The sequence below is a fragment of the Pseudomonas sp. SJZ103 genome, from assembly GCF_007828335.1.
Taxonomy (GTDB): Bacteria; Pseudomonadota; Gammaproteobacteria; order Pseudomonadales; family Pseudomonadaceae; genus Aquipseudomonas.
The window spans coordinates 106,472-125,901 of the sequence record NZ_VIUN01000016.1 but is presented as its reverse complement, the minus strand read 5'-3'; the positions used below and the strand labels follow the sequence as shown (position 1 = coordinate 125,901).

The following is a 19,430-nucleotide window of genomic DNA, read 5'->3' as shown; positions in this document are numbered from 1 at the left end:
TCTATTGGGGGGAAGCACGTCAAAAAAGAGATCTATTGTGAGAAAACAGCGAGGCAGTTAATAATAGCGATTATCATTAACCTACCTTGTCATGCCTATGTCCCCTTCTTCACACACGGCTGCGGTTCAGAACATCTACGAGCAGCACCATTCCTGGTTGCACGGGTGGCTCAAAGGTAAGTTGCATAACGCCTGCGATGCAGCCGATGTGGCGCACGATACGTTCGTGCGCATTTTGGGTGGGCGGCATGCGGCGCAGATTGTTGAACCGCGTGACTACCTGGCGACCATCGCCAGGGGCCTGGTGATTGATCGTTATCGCCGGCATGGCATCGAGCAGGCCTACAAGCAAACCTTGGCCGAACGGCCTGAAACCACGGCCATCAGTGAAGAAGACAAGGCCATCATTATCGAGACGCTGGTGGCTGTGGATAAAGCCCTGTCCGGACTCGGCGAGCGAGCGCGACGGATCTTCCTGTTGTCGCAGATCGAGGGGCTGACTTATCAACAGATCGCCGATCAACTGCAGGTGTCGCTGACCACGGTGAAGAAGCACATGATCCGCGCATTGACTGAATGCTCGCTGATCGTGGCCAGCCTGTAATGGCCGCCCCCGATCGCAAGACCTTCGAGGCCGCTGCTAACTGGTATGTACAGTTTCAATCCCAAACGCCTACGGCTGCTGAACGCCTTGCCTGGCAACAGTGGCTCAACGGCGATCCGTCCCATCAGGCGGCATGGAACCAGATGGAGCAATTGCAGCGCAGTCTCGGCGCCCTGCCCCAGGATTTCACCCGCCGGGCATTGTCGACCACGCAACAACGTCGTCAGGTGTTGAAGTGGATGTTGGTAATGGGCGGTACCGGGTGCCTGGGGTGGAATGTTCAGCAACATACCTCCCTGGGAAATGTATGGGCCGACTACCGGACGTCTGTGGGTGAGCGCCGGCGCGTCGTATTGGCTGACGGCACACGGATTGATCTGAATACCAGCACGGCGATTGACGTGATATTCGATGGGCACCAACGTTTGATCCGGCTGCGTGAAGGCGAAGTACTTATCCACACCGGGAAGTTGGGCGGGCAGACGCCCTTTTATGTCGAAACCCGCCAAGGCAGAGTCCAGGCACTGGGTACACGGTTTACAGTGCGCCAGTTGCCGGATTCCACACGTGTCGGTGTTCTGGAGGATCGCGTAAGTGTGTCCCCTGGTGACCAGCCCGGCCATGCTCGACTGCTCGGTGCCGGTGAAAGCGCTGACTTTGATCGTCAAAACGTGGGGCTTGACCACACGTATAGCGGGTCCCAGGCAGCCTGGGTCGATGGCCAGCTGATCGTATTGGATGCTCGCCTCGGGGATGTGATCGAAGACCTTGCCCGCTACCGTCCCGGTGTCCTGAAATGCGACTTGGCTTGTGCACGTCTACGTGTTTCCGGGACCTTCCGCCTGGATTCCACCGATGCGGTACTGGCGAATCTGCAGGCAACCTTGCCTATTCAGGTGAAATACTTCACTCGCTATTGGGTTTCGGTGAAGCGAATCTCCTGATAGCAAAAAAATATCCTCACAAAGGGTTATCTTTTTTTTACCTGATACGGCCCTAAAGGTAATTACGACGCCACCTTCAGGGCTTATCCACCTATGCGCCTTCGCACCAAGCTCCGCCAGCGACTTTCCTACCACGGTATGACGTGCAGCCTGCTGCTCGGCACGGCAGCCACAGCCGGTGTTTTGCTATCCAGTGACGCCATGGCCGCCAGCGCGGTGCAGCATTACGTCATTGCGGCCGGTCCCCTGGACAATGCCTTGAGTCAATTTGCCGCCAGGGCGAATGTGATTCTGTCTTTCTCGCCCCACCAAACCGCGCGCTTGAACACAACCGGGCTGGAAGGTGACTATTCGGTTGAGCAAGGTTTTGCACTGTTGCTGCAGAACTCAGGGTTACAAGCTGTAGTCCAGGCGCCTGGCAGCTATGTGCTGCAGGCCATTCCTACAGGGCAACTCACGCTCGCGCCCACCACAGTCAGCACTTATCAACAGGCGGGGTTCAATCAAGAGATTGCCGGGGATGTGGGCTACAAAGCGCAAAACAGCCGTATCGGTACCAAGACCAGCACGCCTCTGTCGGAAACACCGCGTTCGGTATCGGTCGTCACCGGCCAGCGCATCAAAGACCAGAAGTCGCAGACCCTGACTGAAGTATTGGGTTACGTGCCAGGTATCTTCGCGCCGCCCTTTGCTGCTGGCGACGGTCTTGCGGGGGACTTGTTCTTCCTCCGCGGTTTCAATGCCACGGATTACGGCTACGGCCTGCTGCGAGATGGCCTGCGCGTACAAGGCAATCGGTACGACACCACCAGTGAGCCCTATGGCCTGGAGCGGGTCGAAATCTTTCGTGGGCCTTCTTCCCTGCTGTACGGTGAAAACGCGCCTGGCGGTTTAGTGAACTTGGTGAGCAAACATCCGACTGCCACGCCGCAAGGTGAAGTGCAGCTCGGTTATGGCTCGAATAATCGGCGTCAGTTGGGTGTGGATATCTCTGGTCCACTAAACGACAGCGGCAATATCCTTGGCCGGGTTGTGATGCTTGGCCGCAAGTCTGACACGCAGACTGACCATGTTCCTGATGATCGCCTGTATATCGCGCCTTCACTGACCCTGAATTTCGACGATTTCAACACGCTCACTCTGTTGGCCAATTACCAAAAGGACCACACCAATCTCGAACTTGGCCTACCCGCTGCGGGGACCTTGCTTACAAATCCAAACGGAAAGCTGTCCAAGCACACCATGCTCGGCGACCCAGACTGGAATACGTTCGAACGTGAAGCCTGGAGCAGCGGATACGAATTCAGCCACAGCTTCAATGATGAGTGGCAGTTCCGACAGAACTCGCGGTACATGCAATCGCGCATCAACCGTCACGAAACCTGGCCGAGCACATTGAACAATGGCGGTTTCGGCACCCAACTGAACATGACGGCCTACGACCGCTACAACAAGTCGATGGTCTACTCCCTGGATAACCAGTTGGAAGGCAAATTCCAGGTCGGGGGCCTGGAAAATACGGTGCTGTTCGGCGCCAGTTATGACCGCACCTCGTTCAACCAGGATTGGGACGCAGGTTTCGCCGGAACCATCAATATGTATAACCCCGTGTACCTGCGTGAGCCGCTTACCCCGGTGGCTGTGCAAAACACCTTGCTCGAGCAGCAGATGAAGGGTGTTTATGCACAAATCCAGAGCAAGTATGACCACTGGTTGTTCCTGCTGGGCGGCCGCCAGGACTGGGTCGACAGTGATTTCCGCGACAAGGTCAACAAAGCCAGCAACACCGGCTCCGAAGACCGCAAGTTTACCTACCAGGGCGGGGTGATGTACCAGTTCGACAACGGCCTGACGCCGTACGTCAGCTACTCCACCGCATTTGTGCCTGTACAGCAGATCTCCAACGCCGGTTCACCGTTGAAGCCGATCACCAGCAGTCAGTACGAAGTGGGTGTGAAGTACGAGCCGGTCGGCTGGGATACAGCGATGACCCTGTCGGTGTATGACTTGCGCAAGGAAGACGACACCTACCTCGACGCCACCACCAACAGCTACCGCCAGGTGGGCGAAAGCCGGGCCAAAGGTGCCGAGGTCGAGGTGAACAGCAATATCACGCCCAACCTGAATGTGACCGCAGCCTATACCTACACTGACGCTCGTATTACCAAGGACTCGGCTACCTCGCTGGTTGAGGGGCATCAGATGACGGGGGTTCCGCGCAACCAGGCCTCGGCGTGGGGCAAGTACCGCTTTCTCGATGGCCAACTCAAGGGTTTGTCCCTGGGCGGCGGTGTGCGCTATTTCGACAGTACGTTTTCTTACACCCAGCCAAGCCTGTACGGAAAGCTGGATGCTGGGAGCGTCACTCTGGTGGACGCAGCCGTGGGCTATCAGATCGACAAGCACTGGTCAGTGGACGTGAACGCCAAGAATCTGTTCGACAAGGAGTATGTTTCTGGCTGCAACGACGCGGGCCGCTGCTATTGGGGTGACAGTCGCACACTGCTTGGCACTGTTTCGTACAACTGGTGAAGGATGAAGGCCTGAAGAATCAAAATATTCTTCAGGCCTTCATCGCGGGCAAGCCAGCTCCTACTTGCCGATACAGAAGCTGGAGAAGATCCGTCCCAGCAGATCATCCGAGCTGAACGCGCCGGTGATTTCTCCCAACAGCTGCTGCGCCTGACGCAAGTCCTCAGCCAACAGCTCACCAGCCCCCGCCAAGGTCAATTGAGCCCGACCGTGCTCCAACGCTGCACTTGCGTGACGCAGCGCCTCCAGATGCCTGCGACGTGCACTGAAGCTGCTTTCCGAGGTCTGCTCGTACCCCATGCAGGCCTTGAGGTGGTCGCGCAGCAACTCCAGTCCATCACCGGCCGATTTCGCACTCAGGCTGATGGTGACATGGCCATCCTCGCTGGTTTCCATCGCTATGGCTTCACCGGTCAGGTCAGCCTTATTCCGAATCAAGGTGACTTTGGACGGGTCTGGCCGTTGCTCAAGGAATTCCGGCCACAGTGCGAATGGATCTATAGCTTCCGGCGCCGTGGCATCTACCACCAGCAACACACGGTCCGCCTCACTGATAGCCTTGAGCGCACGCTCGACGCCGATCTTTTCCACCTGGTCGTCGGTGTCGCGTAAACCCGCGGTGTCGACCACGTGCAACGGCATGCCATCAATGTGGATATGTTCGCGCAAAATGTCCCGGGTAGTACCGGCAATCTCGGTGACGATGGCAGCTTCTCGACCCGCCAGAGCGTTCAGCAGGCTGGATTTGCCGGCATTGGGGCGCCCAGCGATCACCACCGTCATGCCGTCGCGCAGCAACGCGCCCTGCCCGGCTTCACGCAGGACTGTGGATAATTCATCGCGGACCTTATCCAGCATCGCCAATACATGGCCATCGGCAAGGAAGTCGATTTCCTCTTCAGGAAAATCAATCGCCGCCTCGACGTAGATGCGCAGGCTTATCAACTGTTCGGTCAAGTTATGCACACGCAGGGAAAAGGCGCCCTGCAAAGAGCGCAATGCGTTGCGTGCTGCCTGTGCAGAACTGGCCTCGATCAAGTCGGCAATTGCTTCAGCCTGTGCCAGGTCGAGCTTGTCGTTAAGGAATGCCCGCTCACTGAATTCTCCAGGACGAGCCAGGCGGCAGCCCAATTGCAGGCAGCGCTGCAACAACATATCCAGAACGATTGGGCCGCCATGCCCCTGCAATTCCAGTACGTCTTCACCCGTGAAGGAGTTGGGGCCCGGGAAATACAGGGCCAGGCCTTCGTCCAATACTTCTTCATCAGAGCCCAGGAACGGGCCGTAATGGGCATAGCGCGGCTTTAACTCTCTCCCGCTGATGGCCTTCGCGGCAATGCCGGCGAGCGGTCCGGAAATACGAACGATACCGACGCCGCCGCGACCCTGAGCGGTAGCGACAGCAGCGATGGTTTCACGAGTAGCGCTCATCAGCAGGTTCCAGAATAAAAATGACGGAAAGCAAAACGCCCCACTAGGGGGCGTCTTGAGTGGTTATCCACAGAGTAAATTACGCCTCGGCTTTTTTGGTAGCCGCTTCGATTTTACGTGTGATGTACCACTGTTGAGAGATCGACAACACGTTGTTGACCACCCAGTACAGAACCAGACCAGCTGGGAACCACAGGAAGAAGAAGGTGAAGATGATTGGCATCATTTTCATCACTTTGGCCTGCATCGGATCCGGTGGTGTCGGGTTCAGGCGCTGCTGGATAAACATGGTCGCGCCCATGATGATCGGCAGGATAAAGAACGGGTCTTTGATCGACAGGTCAGTTATCCACAGCATGAACGGTGCCTGACGCATTTCCACGCTTTCCAGGAGTACCCAGTAAAGCGACAGGAATACCGGCATCTGCACCAGAATCGGCAAGCATCCACCCAGCGGGTTGATCTTCTCTTTCTTGTACAGCTCCATCATGGCCTGCGACATTTTCTGCCGGTCATCGCCATGTTGTTCTTTCAGCGCGGCCAGTTTAGGGGCCACGGCACGCATGCGCGCCATCGACTTGTAGCTGGCGGCCGACAGTGGGAAGAAGATCCCCTTGATCAGCATGGTCAGGAAGATGATCGACCAGCCCCAGTTACCGACGATGCTGTGGATATGTTGCAGCAGCCAGAAAATCGGCTGGGCAATGAACCACAGGATGCCGTAATCCACAGTCAGTTCCAGACCTGGGGACAACTCTTTCAACACCGCTTGGCTTTTCGGGCCGGCGTACAGGGTTGCGCTGGTTTCAGCCTTGGCACCTGGAGCGACAGTCAACGCCGGGCCGGTGTAGCCAATGATGTAGTTACCTTTGCTGTCCTTGCGCGCCAGTACTGCATTGTTCTGACCAGGCTGAGGAATCCACGCGGTCACAAAGTAGTGTTGCAGCCAGGCTACCCAACCACCGTTCACGTTATAGGTGATCGGTGCCTTGGTTTTGTCTTCGGCCACCTTATCCATGTCTTTCATGGATACTTTTTTGTACGGCTCCGAACTTGTCCACAGGGCTGCGCCCAGGTAAGTCGCGGTACCGGTCGCAGTGCTGGACGATGGATCGGAGCTGGCGTCACGCTTGAGCTGCGCAAACATTGCGCCGGTCCAAGGCTGAGCGCTCTGGTTGTCGATCAAATAGGTGACAACGATGTCGTACAGCCCGCGCTTGAGTGTGAAACGCTTGATGTAGTTGACGCCGTCCTTGCTGAACTTCAAGTCCACGACCAGTTGGTCTTGGCCATCTGCCAGTTGGTAGCTCTTCTTCTCCGAAGAGAAAATCGGACGACCGGTTGCGCTCGCATCAGGACCGTTGGTGCCGATCAGGCCACTTTGTGCCTGGTAAACACGTTCGCCACCGTTATCGAACAACTGGAATGGAATTTCCGGGTGATCCTGACGACGCGGATACAGCGGAAGTGTCAGTTTGGCAACATCGCCACCTTGCGGGTCGATAGCCAAGTCCAATACATCCGTCTTGATCTGGATGAGGTCGGTGCTTGTGGCAACTGCAACTTCGGCAGGTGCTTTTGTTTCGCCCGCTGCGCGTGGAATGTCATCACTGGCGGCAGTATTGGTGCCACTAACTGTATCGGGAAGTCCCGCTGGAACAGCATTGGCAGCAACATTCTGAGTCGGCAGGGCAGCTTGGCCATAGTCCTGGTTCCACTTAAGGACCATGACGTAGGACACGATTGCCAGGGCGACGATCAGGATCGTGCGTTTAATATCCATGATTACTCGGCCATCGAAGAAGAACGGGAGGTAGGGATAGGTGGAACCGGGTCATAACCACCGGGATTCCACGGATGACAGCGACCTAAACGACGAAAGGTCAGCCAGCCACCGCGCAGAAGACCATGATTTTCTATGGCCTCTAACGCGTAGCAGGAACAACTGGGGTAGAAACGACAGTGGCTGGCCATCAGAGGACTAATGGCATAGCGATAAAACTGGATCGGAACGAGTGCCAGTTTACGCATCGGTGCTGTCTACCCCTACAGTTTCGGTGCTGACTGCTGGTGCTGGCTTGTTGGTACGCGCCAGACGTTTCCAGAGCTTGCCGAAATGCTGAATCAATTCGGGGTTTTCTACATCCCCCAAGCCTTTGCGCGCGACGATAACAATATCCCAACCAACCAGAGTGTCCTGGTGGAGGCGAAACGATTCGCGCATCAGACGCTTGAGGCGATTGCGCTCAACGGAGAGCTTTACGCTCTTCTTGCCGATCACCAACCCGAGACGGGGGTGATCAAGATCGTTGTTACGCGCAAGGAGCAGGAGATTTTTCCCCGGAACCTTGCCGGTGGGGGAGTCAAAGACTGCCTTGAAGTGCCGGGGGGTTAGCAGACGCTTTTCCCGACTGAAGTCCTGACTCACCACCAGTACCGGATTATCAAACTGCCAGACGCGCACGACCTTTGGCGCGGCGACGCGACAGGACAGCACGGCCGTTCTTGGTAGCCATGCGAGCACGGAAGCCGTGGGTACGGGCGCGTTTGATGGTGCTTGGTTGGAAAGTACGTTTCATGGCGTTGTTACCTGGTTCGTCCACAACGGGCCGGAATGGCCCCCGTTTTAAGAGACCGGCGATTCTAGAGAAAGCAAGCCTCTAGGTCAATTTCCAACCAGCTTTTCCTTCAATTAGATCTTTACGGACCTCCAGCCCTTTTCTTTCCGTTCTGCTTCCATGAGCAATGCCATAGATATAAAAATAAAGAAGGAAGTTATTTAAAGCTTTTCTGTAAAGCTTATAAAAGCTAGGCAGGCCATCCTCTGTGGATAACTGCCTTGAGGCCTTATTCCACGTGATGTACAGAGAATGACAACACGGGGGAGAAACGGTGCTCTGCCTGTGCTGCGCTGTCGGATAAGCTGTGTGTGGAATGGCATGTTATCCACAGGCCAGTTACCCACAGACTTTCGCCCCCACTTGTACAACGAGCTCAGGCACGCTTATCCACAGAGCTTATGCACAGACCATCTGTCGCATTTTTTGCAGTTAAGGCATTGATTTTGGCTGGCCTGTGAGCAACCTACATGTGGATAAGTGGGCTGCTGGCCGCTACAATGGCGGCTGTTTTTGCCTCACCGGCTTTCAACTTAGGGGATATCCGTGTCAGTGGAACTTTGGCAGCAGTGCGTTGAGCTTTTGCGCGATGAGCTGCCTGCCCAGCAATTCAACACCTGGATCCGCCCGCTACAGGTCGAAGCCGAAGGCGACGAGTTGCGTGTCTATGCGCCCAATCGTTTTGTTCTCGACTGGGTCAACGAAAAGTACCTGAGCCGCGTTCTCGAATTGCTCGATGAACACGGCAATGGCCTCGCGCCCGTGCTCTCCTTATTGATAGGCAGCAAACGCAGCTCGGCACCTCGTGCTGCACCGAATGCTCCGCTCGCAGCGAGTGCCTCGCAGGCTCAAGTCGCCGCGGCGCCTGTTAATAACTCGCCAGCGCCGGTTGCCCAGACGCCTTCGAAATCCTCGTCGCAGAAAAACGCGCCTATAAATGAAGAGCCGTCCCGCGACAGCTTCGATCCGATGGCGGGCGCCAGTTCCCAGCAGGCTCCGGTCCGCGCCGAGCAGCGCACGGTACAGGTCGAAGGCGCGCTCAAGCACACCAGCTACCTGAACCGCACGTTCACCTTTGAGAACTTCGTCGAAGGTAAATCCAACCAGCTGGCCCGCGCGGCCGCCTGGCAGGTCGCAGACAACCCCAAGCACGGTTACAACCCGCTCTTCCTTTATGGCGGCGTTGGCTTGGGTAAGACCCACTTGATGCACGCTGTGGGTAACCACCTATTAAAGAAGAACCCGAATGCCAAGGTTGTATACCTGCACTCGGAGCGCTTCGTGGCTGACATGGTCAAGGCCCTGCAGCTCAATGCGATCAACGAGTTCAAGCGGTTCTACCGCTCCGTTGATGCATTGCTGATCGATGACATTCAATTCTTCGCGCGTAAGGAGCGTTCCCAGGAAGAGTTTTTCCACACGTTCAACGCCCTGCTCGAAGGTGGCCAACAGGTCATCCTGACCAGTGACCGTTACCCGAAGGAAATCGAAGGCCTGGAAGAACGCTTGAAGTCGCGCTTTGGTTGGGGCCTTACCGTTGCGGTAGAGCCGCCGGAGCTGGAAACCCGCGTTGCGATCCTGATGAAAAAGGCCGATCAGGCGAAAGTCGATCTGCCCCACGACGCTGCGTTTTTCATCGCCCAGCGCATTCGCTCCAACGTGCGTGAGCTGGAAGGTGCGCTCAAGCGTGTCATCGCGCACTCTCACTTCATGGGCCGCGACATCACCATCGAGCTGATTCGCGAATCCCTGAAGGACTTGCTGGCATTGCAGGACAAACTGGTGAGTGTGGATAACATCCAGCGCACCGTGGCCGAGTACTACAAGATCAAGATTTCCGACCTGTTGTCCAAGCGCCGTTCGCGCTCGGTGGCTCGTCCGCGTCAGGTGGCCATGGCACTCTCCAAGGAGTTGACCAACCATAGCCTGCCGGAAATCGGTGATGTGTTTGGCGGCCGCGACCACACCACGGTCTTGCACGCGTGCCGCAAGATCAACGAGCTTAAGGAATCCGACGCGGATATTCGCGAGGACTACAAGAACCTGCTGCGTACACTGACTACTTGATGACACCAGCGCAGCTTATTAAGGCAAGGGACTAGACCATGCATTTCACCATTCAACGCGAAGCCCTGTTGAAACCCCTGCAACTGGTCGCAGGCGTCGTCGAGCGCCGACAGACCTTGCCGGTGCTCTCCAACGTATTGCTGGTGGTCGAAGGCCAGCAATTGTCCCTGACCGGTACCGACCTGGAAGTCGAGCTGGTCGGTCGCGTGCAACTGGAAGAACCCGCTGAACCTGGCGAGATCACAGTGCCTGCGCGCAAGTTAATGGACATCTGCAAAAGCCTGCCGAACGACGCGCTGATCGACATTAAGGTTGATGAGCAGAAGTTGGTGGTCAAGGCGGGACGCAGCCGTTTCACGCTGTCTACTTTGCCGGCCAATGATTTCCCGACTGTGGAAGAAGGCCCTGGCTCACTGACCTGCAGCCTGGAGCAAAGCAAACTGCGCCGTCTGATTGAGCGTACCAGCTTCGCCATGGCTCAGCAGGACGTGCGTTACTACCTCAACGGCATGCTGCTGGAAGTGTCGGAAGGCATCATCCGCGCCGTGGCCACCGACGGCCACCGTCTGGCGATGTGCTCGATGCGCGCCGATATCGGTCAACCTGATCGTCATCAGGTGATCGTGCCGCGTAAGGGTATTCTCGAACTGGCGCGCCTGCTCACTGAGCCGGATGGCAATGTCAGCATCGTACTGGGTCAGCACCATATCCGCGCGACCACCGGCGAGTTCACCTTCACCTCCAAGCTGGTTGACGGCAAGTTCCCGGATTACGAGCGCGTTCTGCCTAAAGGCGGCGACAAGTTGGTGATCGGTGATCGCCAGGCCCTGCGTGAAGCGTTCAGCCGTACTGCGATTCTGTCCAACGAGAAGTACCGTGGTATTCGTCTGCAACTGGCCAATGGTCAGTTGAAAATCCAGGCCAATAACCCGGAGCAGGAAGAAGCGGAAGAGGAAGTGGGCGTTGATTACAACGGCGGCACTTTGGAAATCGGCTTCAACGTGAGCTACTTGCTGGACGTGCTGGGTGTGATGACCACCGAACAGGTTCGCCTGATCCTGTCCGACTCCAACAGCAGCGCCCTGGTGCAGGAATCCGATAATGACGACTCGGCTTACGTTGTTATGCCGATGCGTCTGTAATCATGCTCAGCAGAAGCTAGATGTCCCTTAGTCGCGTCTCGGTCACCGCGGTGCGCAATTTGCACCCGGTGACCTTCTCCCCCTCCCCCCGCATCAATATCCTTCACGGCGCCAACGGCAGTGGCAAAACCAGCGTGCTGGAAGCCATCCACCTGCTAGGACTCGCCCGTTCCTTTCGCAGTGCCCGCTTGTTGCCGGTGATTCAGTATGAACAACTGGCCTGCACAGTATTTGGCCAGGTTGAACTTGCAGAAGGTGGGCACAGCAGCCTGGGGATTTCTCGTGATCGCGGCGGTGAGTTCCAGATTCGCATCGACGGGCAGAATGCTCGCAGTGCTGCGCAACTGGCAGAGATCCTGCCATTGCAACTGATCAACCCTGACAGCTTCCGCTTGCTGGAAGGCGCGCCAAAAATCCGCAGGCAGTTCCTCGACTGGGGAGTGTTCCACGTGGAACCGCGATTCATGGCCACTTGGCAGCGCCTGCAGAAGGCCCTGCGGCAGCGGAACTCATGGCTGCGGCATGGTACACTTGACGCCGCTTCGCAAGCGGCCTGGGACCGGGAATTGTGCCTGGCCAGCGACGAAATAGATGAATACCGCCGCGCCTATATCAAAGCCTTGAAACCAGTCTTTGAGCAGACCTTGAGCGAGTTGTTGGATCTCGAGGGGCTGACGCTGAGTTACTACCGTGGTTGGGATAAAGAGCGTGAGCTGAGTGCAGTGCTCGCGACGTCCCTGCAGCGGGATCAGCAAATTGGCCATACCCAGGCCGGACCCCAACGGGCTGATTTGCGTCTTAGATTAGGCGCACACAATGCTGCGGACATCTTGTCCCGCGGCCAGCAGAAGTTGGTGGTGTGTGCACTGCGTATCGCCCAGGGTCATTTGGTTAGCCAAGCCCGACGTGGTCAGTGTATTTATCTGGTGGATGACTTGCCGTCTGAACTCGACGAGCAACATCGCCGTGCGTTATGCCGCTTGTTGGAAGAATTACGCTGCCAGGTGTTTATCACCTGTGTAGACCACGAATTATTGAGGGAAGGCTGGCAGACGGAAACGCCAGTCGCTTTGTTCCACGTGGAACAAGGCCGTATCACCCAGACCCACGACCATCGGGAGTGAAGGCATGAGCGAAGAAAACACGTACGACTCGACCAGCATTAAAGTGCTGAAAGGTTTGGATGCCGTACGCAAACGTCCCGGTATGTACATTGGCGACACTGATGACGGTAGCGGTCTGCACCACATGGTGTTCGAGGTGGTCGACAACTCCATCGACGAAGCTCTGGCCGGTCACTGCGACGACATCAGCATCATCATCCATCCGGACGAATCCATTACTGTGCGCGACAACGGTCGTGGCATCCCGGTAGATGTGCACAAAGAAGAAGGCGTTTCGGCGGCAGAGGTCATCATGACCGTGCTCCACGCCGGCGGTAAGTTCGACGACAACTCCTATAAAGTCTCCGGTGGTTTGCACGGTGTGGGTGTGTCGGTGGTGAATGCTCTGTCCGAAGAGCTGATCCTGACCGTTCGTCGCAGTGGCAAGATCTGGGAGCAGACCTATGTCCACGGTGTGCCACAGGAGCCGATGAAAATCGTTGGTGACAGTGAAACCACCGGTACCCAGATCCATTTCAAGCCATCGGCTGATACCTTCAAGAACATCCACTTCAGCTGGGACATCCTGGCCAAGCGTATTCGTGAACTGTCCTTTCTTAACTCCGGTGTGGGTATCGTCCTCAAGGACGAGCGCAGCGGCAAGGAAGAACTGTTTAAGTACGAAGGCGGCTTGCGTGCGTTCGTTGAATACCTGAACACCAACAAGACTGCGGTCAACCAGGTATTCCACTTCAACATCCAGCGTGAAGACGGCATTGGCGTGGAAATCGCCCTGCAATGGAACGACAGCTTCAACGAGAACCTGTTGTGCTTCACCAACAACATTCCACAGCGTGACGGAGGTACTCACTTGGTGGGTTTCCGTTCCGCGCTGACGCGTAACTTGAACACCTACATCGAAGCCGAAGGCCTGGCGAAGAAGCATAAAGTTGCCACCACCGGTGACGATGCGCGTGAAGGTCTGACCGCGATTATTTCGGTGAAAGTGCCGGACCCTAAATTCAGCTCCCAGACCAAAGATAAGCTGGTGTCTTCCGAAGTGAAAACTGCGGTTGAACAGGAGATGGGCAAGTACTTCTCGGACTTCCTGCTGGAAAACCCGAACGAAGCCAAACTGGTTGTCGGCAAGATGATCGACGCCGCGCGTGCCCGTGAAGCGGCGCGTAAAGCTCGTGAGATGACTCGTCGTAAAGGCGCGCTGGATATTGCCGGCTTGCCAGGCAAACTGGCTGACTGCCAGGAGAAGGACCCTGCCCTCTCCGAACTGTACCTGGTGGAAGGTGACTCTGCTGGCGGTTCCGCAAAGCAGGGTCGTAATCGTCGCACCCAGGCTATCCTGCCGTTGAAGGGTAAGATCCTCAACGTTGAGAAGGCTCGCTTCGACAAGATGATTTCCTCCCAGGAAGTCGGCACCTTGATCACGGCACTGGGCTGCGGTATTGGCCGTGACGAGTACAACATCGACAAGCTGCGCTATCACAACATCATCATCATGACCGATGCTGACGTCGACGGTTCGCACATCCGTACCCTGCTGCTGACCTTCTTCTTCCGTCAGTTGCCGGAGCTGATCGAGCGTGGCTACATCTACATCGCCCAGCCGCCGTTGTACAAAGTGAAGAAAGGCAAGCAAGAGCAGTACATCAAAGACGACGACGCCATGGAAGAGTACATGACGCAGTCGGCCCTGGAAGATGCCAGCCTGCACTTGAACGACGAAGCCCCGGGCATCTCCGGCGAGGCGCTGGAGCGTCTGGTTAACGACTTCCGTATGGTGATGAAGACGCTCAAGCGCCTGTCGCGCCTGTACCCACAGGAACTGACCGAGCACTTCATCTACCTGCCGTCCGTAAGCCTGGAGCAGTTGGGCGACCACGCCCACATGCAAGAATGGCTGGCCCAGTACGAAGTACGCCTGCGCACTGTCGAAAAATCCGGCCTGGTGTACAAAGCCAGCCTGCGTGAAGACCGTGAGCGTAATGTCTGGCTGCCAGAGGTCGAATTGATCTCCCACGGCCTGTCGAACTACGTCACCTTCAACCGCGACTTCTTCGGCAGCAACGACTACAAGACCGTTGTGACCCTCGGCGCGCAACTGAGCACCCTGCTGGACGACGGTGCTTATATTCAGCGTGGCGAGCGTAAGAAAGCGGTGAAGGAGTTCAAGGAAGCCCTGGACTGGTTGATGGCGGAAAGCACCAAGCGCCACACTATCCAGCGATACAAAGGTCTGGGCGAAATGAACCCGGACCAACTGTGGGAAACCACCATGGACCCAGCCCAGCGCCGTATGCTGCGTGTGACCATCGAAGACGCCATTGGCGCAGACCAGATCTTCAACACCCTGATGGGTGATGCGGTCGAACCTCGTCGTGACTTCATCGAGAGCAATGCCTTGGCGGTGTCTAACCTGGACTTCTGATCCAGGGGCGCCCCCAAAAATAAAAAAGGCCAACGCTATGCGTTGGCCTTTTTTATTGCGAATGGTCTGCAAAATGCTCCACGTGGAACATCATGGTTTTATCCAGAAGAAGCCGCAGCCACGCTCTCCAACCGATACCCATACCCATAGATCGTCAACAACTGCCAACCCCTATCAGCGGTAAGCCCAAGCTTATTGCGTAGCCGATAGATATGCGTATCCAGCGGCCGAGAGGACACCATTTCTTCATGGGTCCAGAACCGCTCATAAAGGTACTCGCGCGATAGCGGCCGAGCCAGGTTGGCGAACAAGCAGCTCGCCAGACGGTATTCGCGCTCGGTGAGGTTGATCGGTTTGCCTGCGCGCGTGACGGTCAACTCTGCGTCGTCGAAGGTCAGGTCATTGAAACTCTGCACTTCGGGGGTCGCCGATTTCTGCAGGCCATGCCGACGCAGAACGGCTGTAACTCGCGCCTTCAGTTCGTTAGGGCGAAAGGGCTTGCTGACGTAATCGTCGGCGCCACTGTTCAATGCGGTAACGATATCGCTTTCGGCATCACGGCTGGTGAGCATGATGACAGCGGGTGGTGACTCCATGTGCTCACGGGTCCAGCGTAGCAAAGCAATACCGGTGATGTCGGGCAGTTGCCAGTCGAGTATCAACAGGTCGAAGGTCTCCCGGCGCAATTGACGCAGCAGGTCTTCGCCGCGCTCGAAGCAATGCAGGGTCCAGGATTGTTCGGCGGTGCTGGGGATTTGTCGCAGTGTCTGTTCCACCCGTCGCAATTCTGCGGGTTCGTCATCCAGTATTGCGACACGCATGGGAGGGTCCTTTCTTTTTGAAGAGTACGGCAGTCGTATATTGAGGGGCACGTACTGCGCAGATGCCGGTCATTGAATCTGAAGAATTGTGCTCAGGTTCGTCGACCCCTTGGATCTCTCGGTAGGCTGGGATCAATAAGCGAATACGCCATTGAAAGTCTTCCATACCTATGTGGGAAAGATACCGACTCCAGGCGTTAAGGAAAAGGATCAGCCGACGCATGCGCTGTCGTAAACTCCTGTGCCCTGATAGTGGATGCCCTTTGGAATCCCCGCCGTTATGAACATCAAGCAGGAAATTTTTTCCACCGCGCCGAAAATGAGCTTCACTGGGCTCAAAGCGTCGTTCTATCACGTACGTATGTCGGCTTACGACGTGCAACGCCTGAGGAGGAATCGGGGGCCTATGCCATCATCTACCGCCTGCCAACAACACCGGCGCGTTGATCCATGATGCTCTGGGGAAAGGCCGAAAAGCGCCAACCCACCCATGCCCAGCGCCTGTTCCACGGTCTGGTACGGGAGTGGTTATGGATTGGTTTGCTGCTGTTGCCAATCACTGCCTACCTCTCGATGAGTCCAGGTCTGGCCTTGAACAACCCGCTATACGACAGCCTTCGCCGCCTGGCGCCACTGCCGGTGGACCCGCGCATCCTGCTGGTGACCATCGATGACCCTAGCCTGAAGAAACTCGGCCAGTGGCCTTGGCCGCGTAGTTTGCACGCCGACCTGATCGATCGTCTTAGCGCAGCGCAGCCGGCCGGTATCTTGTTTGATGTGATCTTCAGCGAGCCCGGTGACCCGGTTAATGACAAGCGCTTGGCCGACTCGGTGTGCAACGCCGGCAACGTATTGTTGCCCTTGGCCCGTGACGATTCCACCAGCTACAGCCAGCCCGGGACACAAATGCTGTCACTGCTCAAATGTGCCAAGGGTGTCGGGCATATCAATGTGGAGGCGGATAGCGATGGCGTGGTGCGCAGGCTGTATATGCGTGAGGGGCCAGCCGGCGCCACAGCGCTTCAGTTAGCGTGGCTGGCCTTCGCGATGAGCGGGCAATCGGCCGAGATGCCCGGGCAGGCCCTGACGTCGATCACCCAGGATTGGCACCGGGAGCATGCCGTCCGTATCCCGTTTATTGCTGCCGACACCCATTTCCCGAGCGTGTCTTATGTCAGCGTATTACGCGGTGAGGTCCCTCCCGAGCGGTTGCGGGGCCGTCTGATTCTGGTGGGGGCGACAGCGTCGGGCATGGGCGATCGTTTTGTCACACCGCTCTCTCCTATGGCCGGCACCACCGCGGGTGTGGAGATCCAGGCCAATGTGCTCAATGGCTTGCTGCAAGATCGAAGTATTGTGGACTTGCCCGGATGGCTGGCCGCACTGATCGCAACGTCCCTGGTGGCGATGCTGCTGGGCCTGCTGCTCTACCGCCCGCGCTATGCGCTGTGGATGACCCTGGGGTGCATGTTCATGGCCTTGGTGGGTTCAGCGGCCTTGTTGCGCCTGGGCTACTGGTGGTCGCCTGCGGCCTGCTTGATCGGTTTGCTGCTCAGCTACCTGATCTGGAACTGGCGTCGTTTGAGTGTGATCCTGGCCTACTTCGGCTGGGAATTGGCGCGCCTGGATAACGAACCCAAAGTCTTGCCCGAACGCCGTCGCGCACCCGCCAACAAAGGTGACGTGTTGCAGGGCCGTATCTTTGCCCTGGAGCAAGCCGTAAGTCGTACGCGGGACACCCGACGTTTTATGGCCGATGGGTTGGAATGCTTGCCGGTGGCGACACTGATCACAGACACCCAGGCTAATATCCTGTTGGCCAACCGCATTGCGCGGGAAGTGTTCGGCAATGACTTGATCAACCATAACCTTCTGGAGCAGCTGGCTGACCTCGGTTATCCGCCGCTGCACAATGGCGTACGCCCCACCCTCTCAACGCTGGAACTCGTTGAGTTTCGTGATATCCACCAACGCAGCCTGCGCATGGAGCTTGCCCCCCTGCTGCCGGCGGAAGGGGATGTGGCGCTGGGCTGGCTGCTGAGCCTCACCGACCTGAGCAAGGAACGCGAGGCCCAGCAGCATCGGGAAACCATGCTGCGCTTCCTCTCCCACGACTTGCGCGCACCCCACTCGGCGATCCTCGCACTGTTGGATGTGCACAACAGTGAGTCGCCGATTTTTGCCCAGATCGAGCAGCAGGTACGCCGCGCCTTGGGCCTGACCGAATCATTTGTGCAACTGGCTAGGGCTGAGGCCGATGGCTACCAGTTCGAGCCTACGCTGTTCGCCATGTTGGTAATGGATGCCTTTGATCAAGTGGCAGTGATCGCCCACCTCAAAGGTATTCACTTGGTCCACGATCTGGACGAGGCTGACGAAGGGATGGTGTCAGCCGATCAATCATTGCTCACCCGCGCATTGTTCAATGTGCTGGAGAACGCGATCAAATACTCCCGGTCCGGTACCACCGTTCGGCTGCGACACAGCAGCGCGCAAGGCTGGTTGGAATGCCGCATCAGCGACCAGGGCCCCGGGATAGCCGCCGAGGATTTGCCTGAGCTGTTCAGCCAGTACAAGCGCTTTGACTCGGCCCAAGGCAGCGAAGGGTTGGGGTTGGGACTGAGCATGGTCAAGGCGGTCGTTGAGCGTCATGGGGGCCGTATCGGGTGTGAAAGCACCGTGGGCAAAGGCACCACTTTCAGCCTGCAGCTGCCCTTGCTGGACGACTGCTAAAACGTACTTTTCTGCTGTGCATAAAAAACCGGTCTCAAGGACCGGTTTTTAATGCGGAAAAAACTTATGCACGTTTTTTTAGATTTTATCTGTTTTGGAAATATCTAAGTAAATCAACTTATTAGGATCAAAAAAAGCCAATTCGCCAACAAACCGTGCACAGGTTATCCACAGATACTCATACCACCGGCGTCTCCACCACAATCGGCTCCGGCGGCAGAGAGCCCATGGCCCGCTGCTGCGCTTCATTCCATGCCTGGGCACGGTCATTCAGCGCGGCAATCGCGCGTGGGCCTTCCCCTTCTGCGTACATTGGCTCGCCTATCACCACAGTGATAGTGCCTGCGCGTTTTGCCCAACCTGTCTTCGGCCAGAACCTGCCGGCGTTATGCGCAATCGGCAGCACCGGCAGGTTGGCGTTGACCGCCAATGCCGTACCTCCACGGGAGAACTTGCCTACGGTCCCAAAGGGGACTCGTGTACCTTCCGGAAAGATCAGCACCCACACGCCGTCCTTGAGCAGCTCATCGCCCTTCTTGGCGACATGCTTGAGCGCCGCCTTGGGGTTGTCACGGTCGATAGCGATCGGGCGCAACATGGCCATGGCCCAGCCGAAGAACGGCACGTACAGCAGCTCACGCTTGAGCACCTGGCTCAAGGGCGAGAAGTAAGCCGAGAGGAAGAAGGTCTCCCAAGTGCTCTGGTGATTCGACAGAATCACGCACGGCTGGTCCGGTACGTTTTCAGCGCCCTTGATCTCGAAACGAATGTTCAGGAACACCTTGGTCAGCCACAACGCGCAGCGGCACCAATAGACGTTGATAAAGCGATAGCGCGCCTTGAACGGCAGGAACGGCGCAATAAAAAAGCTCAGGGTGCACCAGAGAAACGAACTGGTGCCCAACAGCAGGTAAAAGAAAAAGGTTCTGATGGCCTGCAAAATCGACATGGCGGCATTTACCGTTGCGGGACATGGCCCGCCTGTTAAAAGC

General features: G+C 56.9%; 15 protein-coding genes. 8 read left to right on the top strand and 7 right to left on the bottom strand.

The window, feature by feature from the left end; genetic code table 11:
- The first annotated feature begins 97 nt into the window (after nucleotides 1-97).
- From FBY10_RS26835 to FBY10_RS26825, 3 genes are all read left to right on the top strand, one after another.
- Entirely contained in the window at nucleotides 98-604 is a 507-nt protein-coding gene (locus FBY10_RS26835; RefSeq protein WP_145338378.1) for a sigma-70 family RNA polymerase sigma factor, read from the top strand.
- Complete coding sequence (locus FBY10_RS26830; RefSeq protein ID WP_145338377.1) at nucleotides 604-1,548, top strand: FecR domain-containing protein; 945 nt, start codon at nucleotides 604-606, stop codon at nucleotides 1,546-1,548. Before FBY10_RS26835 ends, FBY10_RS26830 begins: the two co-directional genes overlap by 1 nt.
- A gap of 93 nt (nucleotides 1,549-1,641) precedes the next feature.
- On the top strand, nucleotides 1,642-4,080 hold the full coding sequence (locus FBY10_RS26825; protein ID WP_145338376.1) for a TonB-dependent siderophore receptor: 2,439 nt from the start codon (nucleotides 1,642-1,644) through the stop codon (nucleotides 4,078-4,080).
- A gap of 60 nt (nucleotides 4,081-4,140) precedes the next feature.
- On the opposite strand, the gene mnmE is transcribed toward FBY10_RS26825, so the two are convergent.
- The 5 genes from mnmE to rpmH all read right to left on the bottom strand — a co-directional run bounded on the left by mnmE (nucleotide 4,141) and on the right by rpmH (nucleotide 8,090).
- Nucleotides 4,141-5,511 carry a tRNA uridine-5-carboxymethylaminomethyl(34) synthesis GTPase MnmE gene (gene mnmE, locus FBY10_RS26820; protein ID WP_145338375.1) on the bottom strand — a complete coding sequence of 457 codons (1,371 nt, stop codon included), beginning with the start codon at nucleotides 5,509-5,511 and terminating at the stop codon, nucleotides 4,141-4,143.
- A 79-nt stretch (nucleotides 5,512-5,590) separates the two neighbouring features.
- Nucleotides 5,591-7,294, bottom strand: a complete 1,704-nt coding sequence (gene yidC, locus FBY10_RS26815; RefSeq protein WP_131699628.1) for a membrane protein insertase YidC — start codon at nucleotides 7,292-7,294, stop codon at nucleotides 5,591-5,593.
- 2 nt (nucleotides 7,295-7,296) lie between these two features.
- The gene (gene yidD / locus FBY10_RS26810; RefSeq protein WP_010207715.1) at nucleotides 7,297-7,542 is read right to left on the bottom strand and encodes a membrane protein insertion efficiency factor YidD; all 246 of its coding nucleotides are present in this window, start codon (nucleotides 7,540-7,542) and stop codon (nucleotides 7,297-7,299) included.
- Nucleotides 7,535-7,939, bottom strand: a complete 405-nt coding sequence (rnpA, locus tag FBY10_RS26805; RefSeq protein WP_053128141.1) for a ribonuclease P protein component — start codon at nucleotides 7,937-7,939, stop codon at nucleotides 7,535-7,537. Before rnpA ends, yidD begins: the two co-directional genes overlap by 8 nt.
- Nucleotides 7,940-7,955: 16 nt before the next feature.
- Complete coding sequence (rpmH, locus tag FBY10_RS26800; protein WP_003213577.1) at nucleotides 7,956-8,090, bottom strand: 50S ribosomal protein L34; 135 nt, start codon at nucleotides 8,088-8,090, stop codon at nucleotides 7,956-7,958.
- 585 nt (nucleotides 8,091-8,675) lie between these two features.
- On the opposite strand from rpmH, the gene dnaA reads away from it, so the two are divergent.
- From dnaA to gyrB, 4 genes are read left to right on the top strand one after another with little or no spacing between them, the layout of a single operon-like run.
- Nucleotides 8,676-10,196, top strand: coding sequence for a chromosomal replication initiator protein DnaA (dnaA, locus tag FBY10_RS26795; RefSeq protein WP_131699627.1), 1,521 nt, complete (start codon nucleotides 8,676-8,678; stop codon nucleotides 10,194-10,196).
- Nucleotides 10,197-10,234: 38 nt separating this feature from the next.
- Nucleotides 10,235-11,338 carry a DNA polymerase III subunit beta gene (gene dnaN / locus FBY10_RS26790; RefSeq protein WP_065926810.1) on the top strand — a complete coding sequence of 368 codons (1,104 nt, stop codon included), beginning with the start codon at nucleotides 10,235-10,237 and terminating at the stop codon, nucleotides 11,336-11,338.
- 20 nt (nucleotides 11,339-11,358) lie between these two features.
- The gene (gene recF, locus FBY10_RS26785) at nucleotides 11,359-12,462 is read left to right on the top strand and encodes a DNA replication/repair protein RecF (protein WP_012721452.1); all 1,104 of its coding nucleotides are present in this window, start codon (nucleotides 11,359-11,361) and stop codon (nucleotides 12,460-12,462) included.
- A 4-nt stretch (nucleotides 12,463-12,466) separates the two neighbouring features.
- Nucleotides 12,467-14,884, top strand: a complete 2,418-nt coding sequence (gene gyrB / locus FBY10_RS26780) for a DNA topoisomerase (ATP-hydrolyzing) subunit B (RefSeq protein WP_027608163.1) — start codon at nucleotides 12,467-12,469, stop codon at nucleotides 14,882-14,884.
- Nucleotides 14,885-14,982: 98 nt separating this feature from the next.
- Here the strand turns inward: gyrB and FBY10_RS26775 are convergent, their stop codons facing one another.
- A complete protein-coding gene (locus FBY10_RS26775) occupies nucleotides 14,983-15,705 on the bottom strand; it encodes a response regulator transcription factor (RefSeq protein ID WP_131699626.1) in 723 nt (240 codons plus the stop codon).
- A gap of 450 nt (nucleotides 15,706-16,155) precedes the next feature.
- Between FBY10_RS26775 and FBY10_RS26770 the strand changes: the two genes are divergently transcribed.
- On the top strand, nucleotides 16,156-18,438 hold the full coding sequence (locus FBY10_RS26770; protein ID WP_145338374.1) for a CHASE2 domain-containing protein: 2,283 nt from the start codon (nucleotides 16,156-16,158) through the stop codon (nucleotides 18,436-18,438).
- A gap of 178 nt (nucleotides 18,439-18,616) precedes the next feature.
- On the opposite strand, the gene FBY10_RS26765 is transcribed toward FBY10_RS26770, so the two are convergent.
- Entirely contained in the window at nucleotides 18,617-19,387 is a 771-nt protein-coding gene (locus FBY10_RS26765; protein WP_131699624.1) for a 1-acyl-sn-glycerol-3-phosphate acyltransferase, read from the bottom strand.
- Nucleotides 19,388-19,430: the final 43 nt, after the last annotated feature.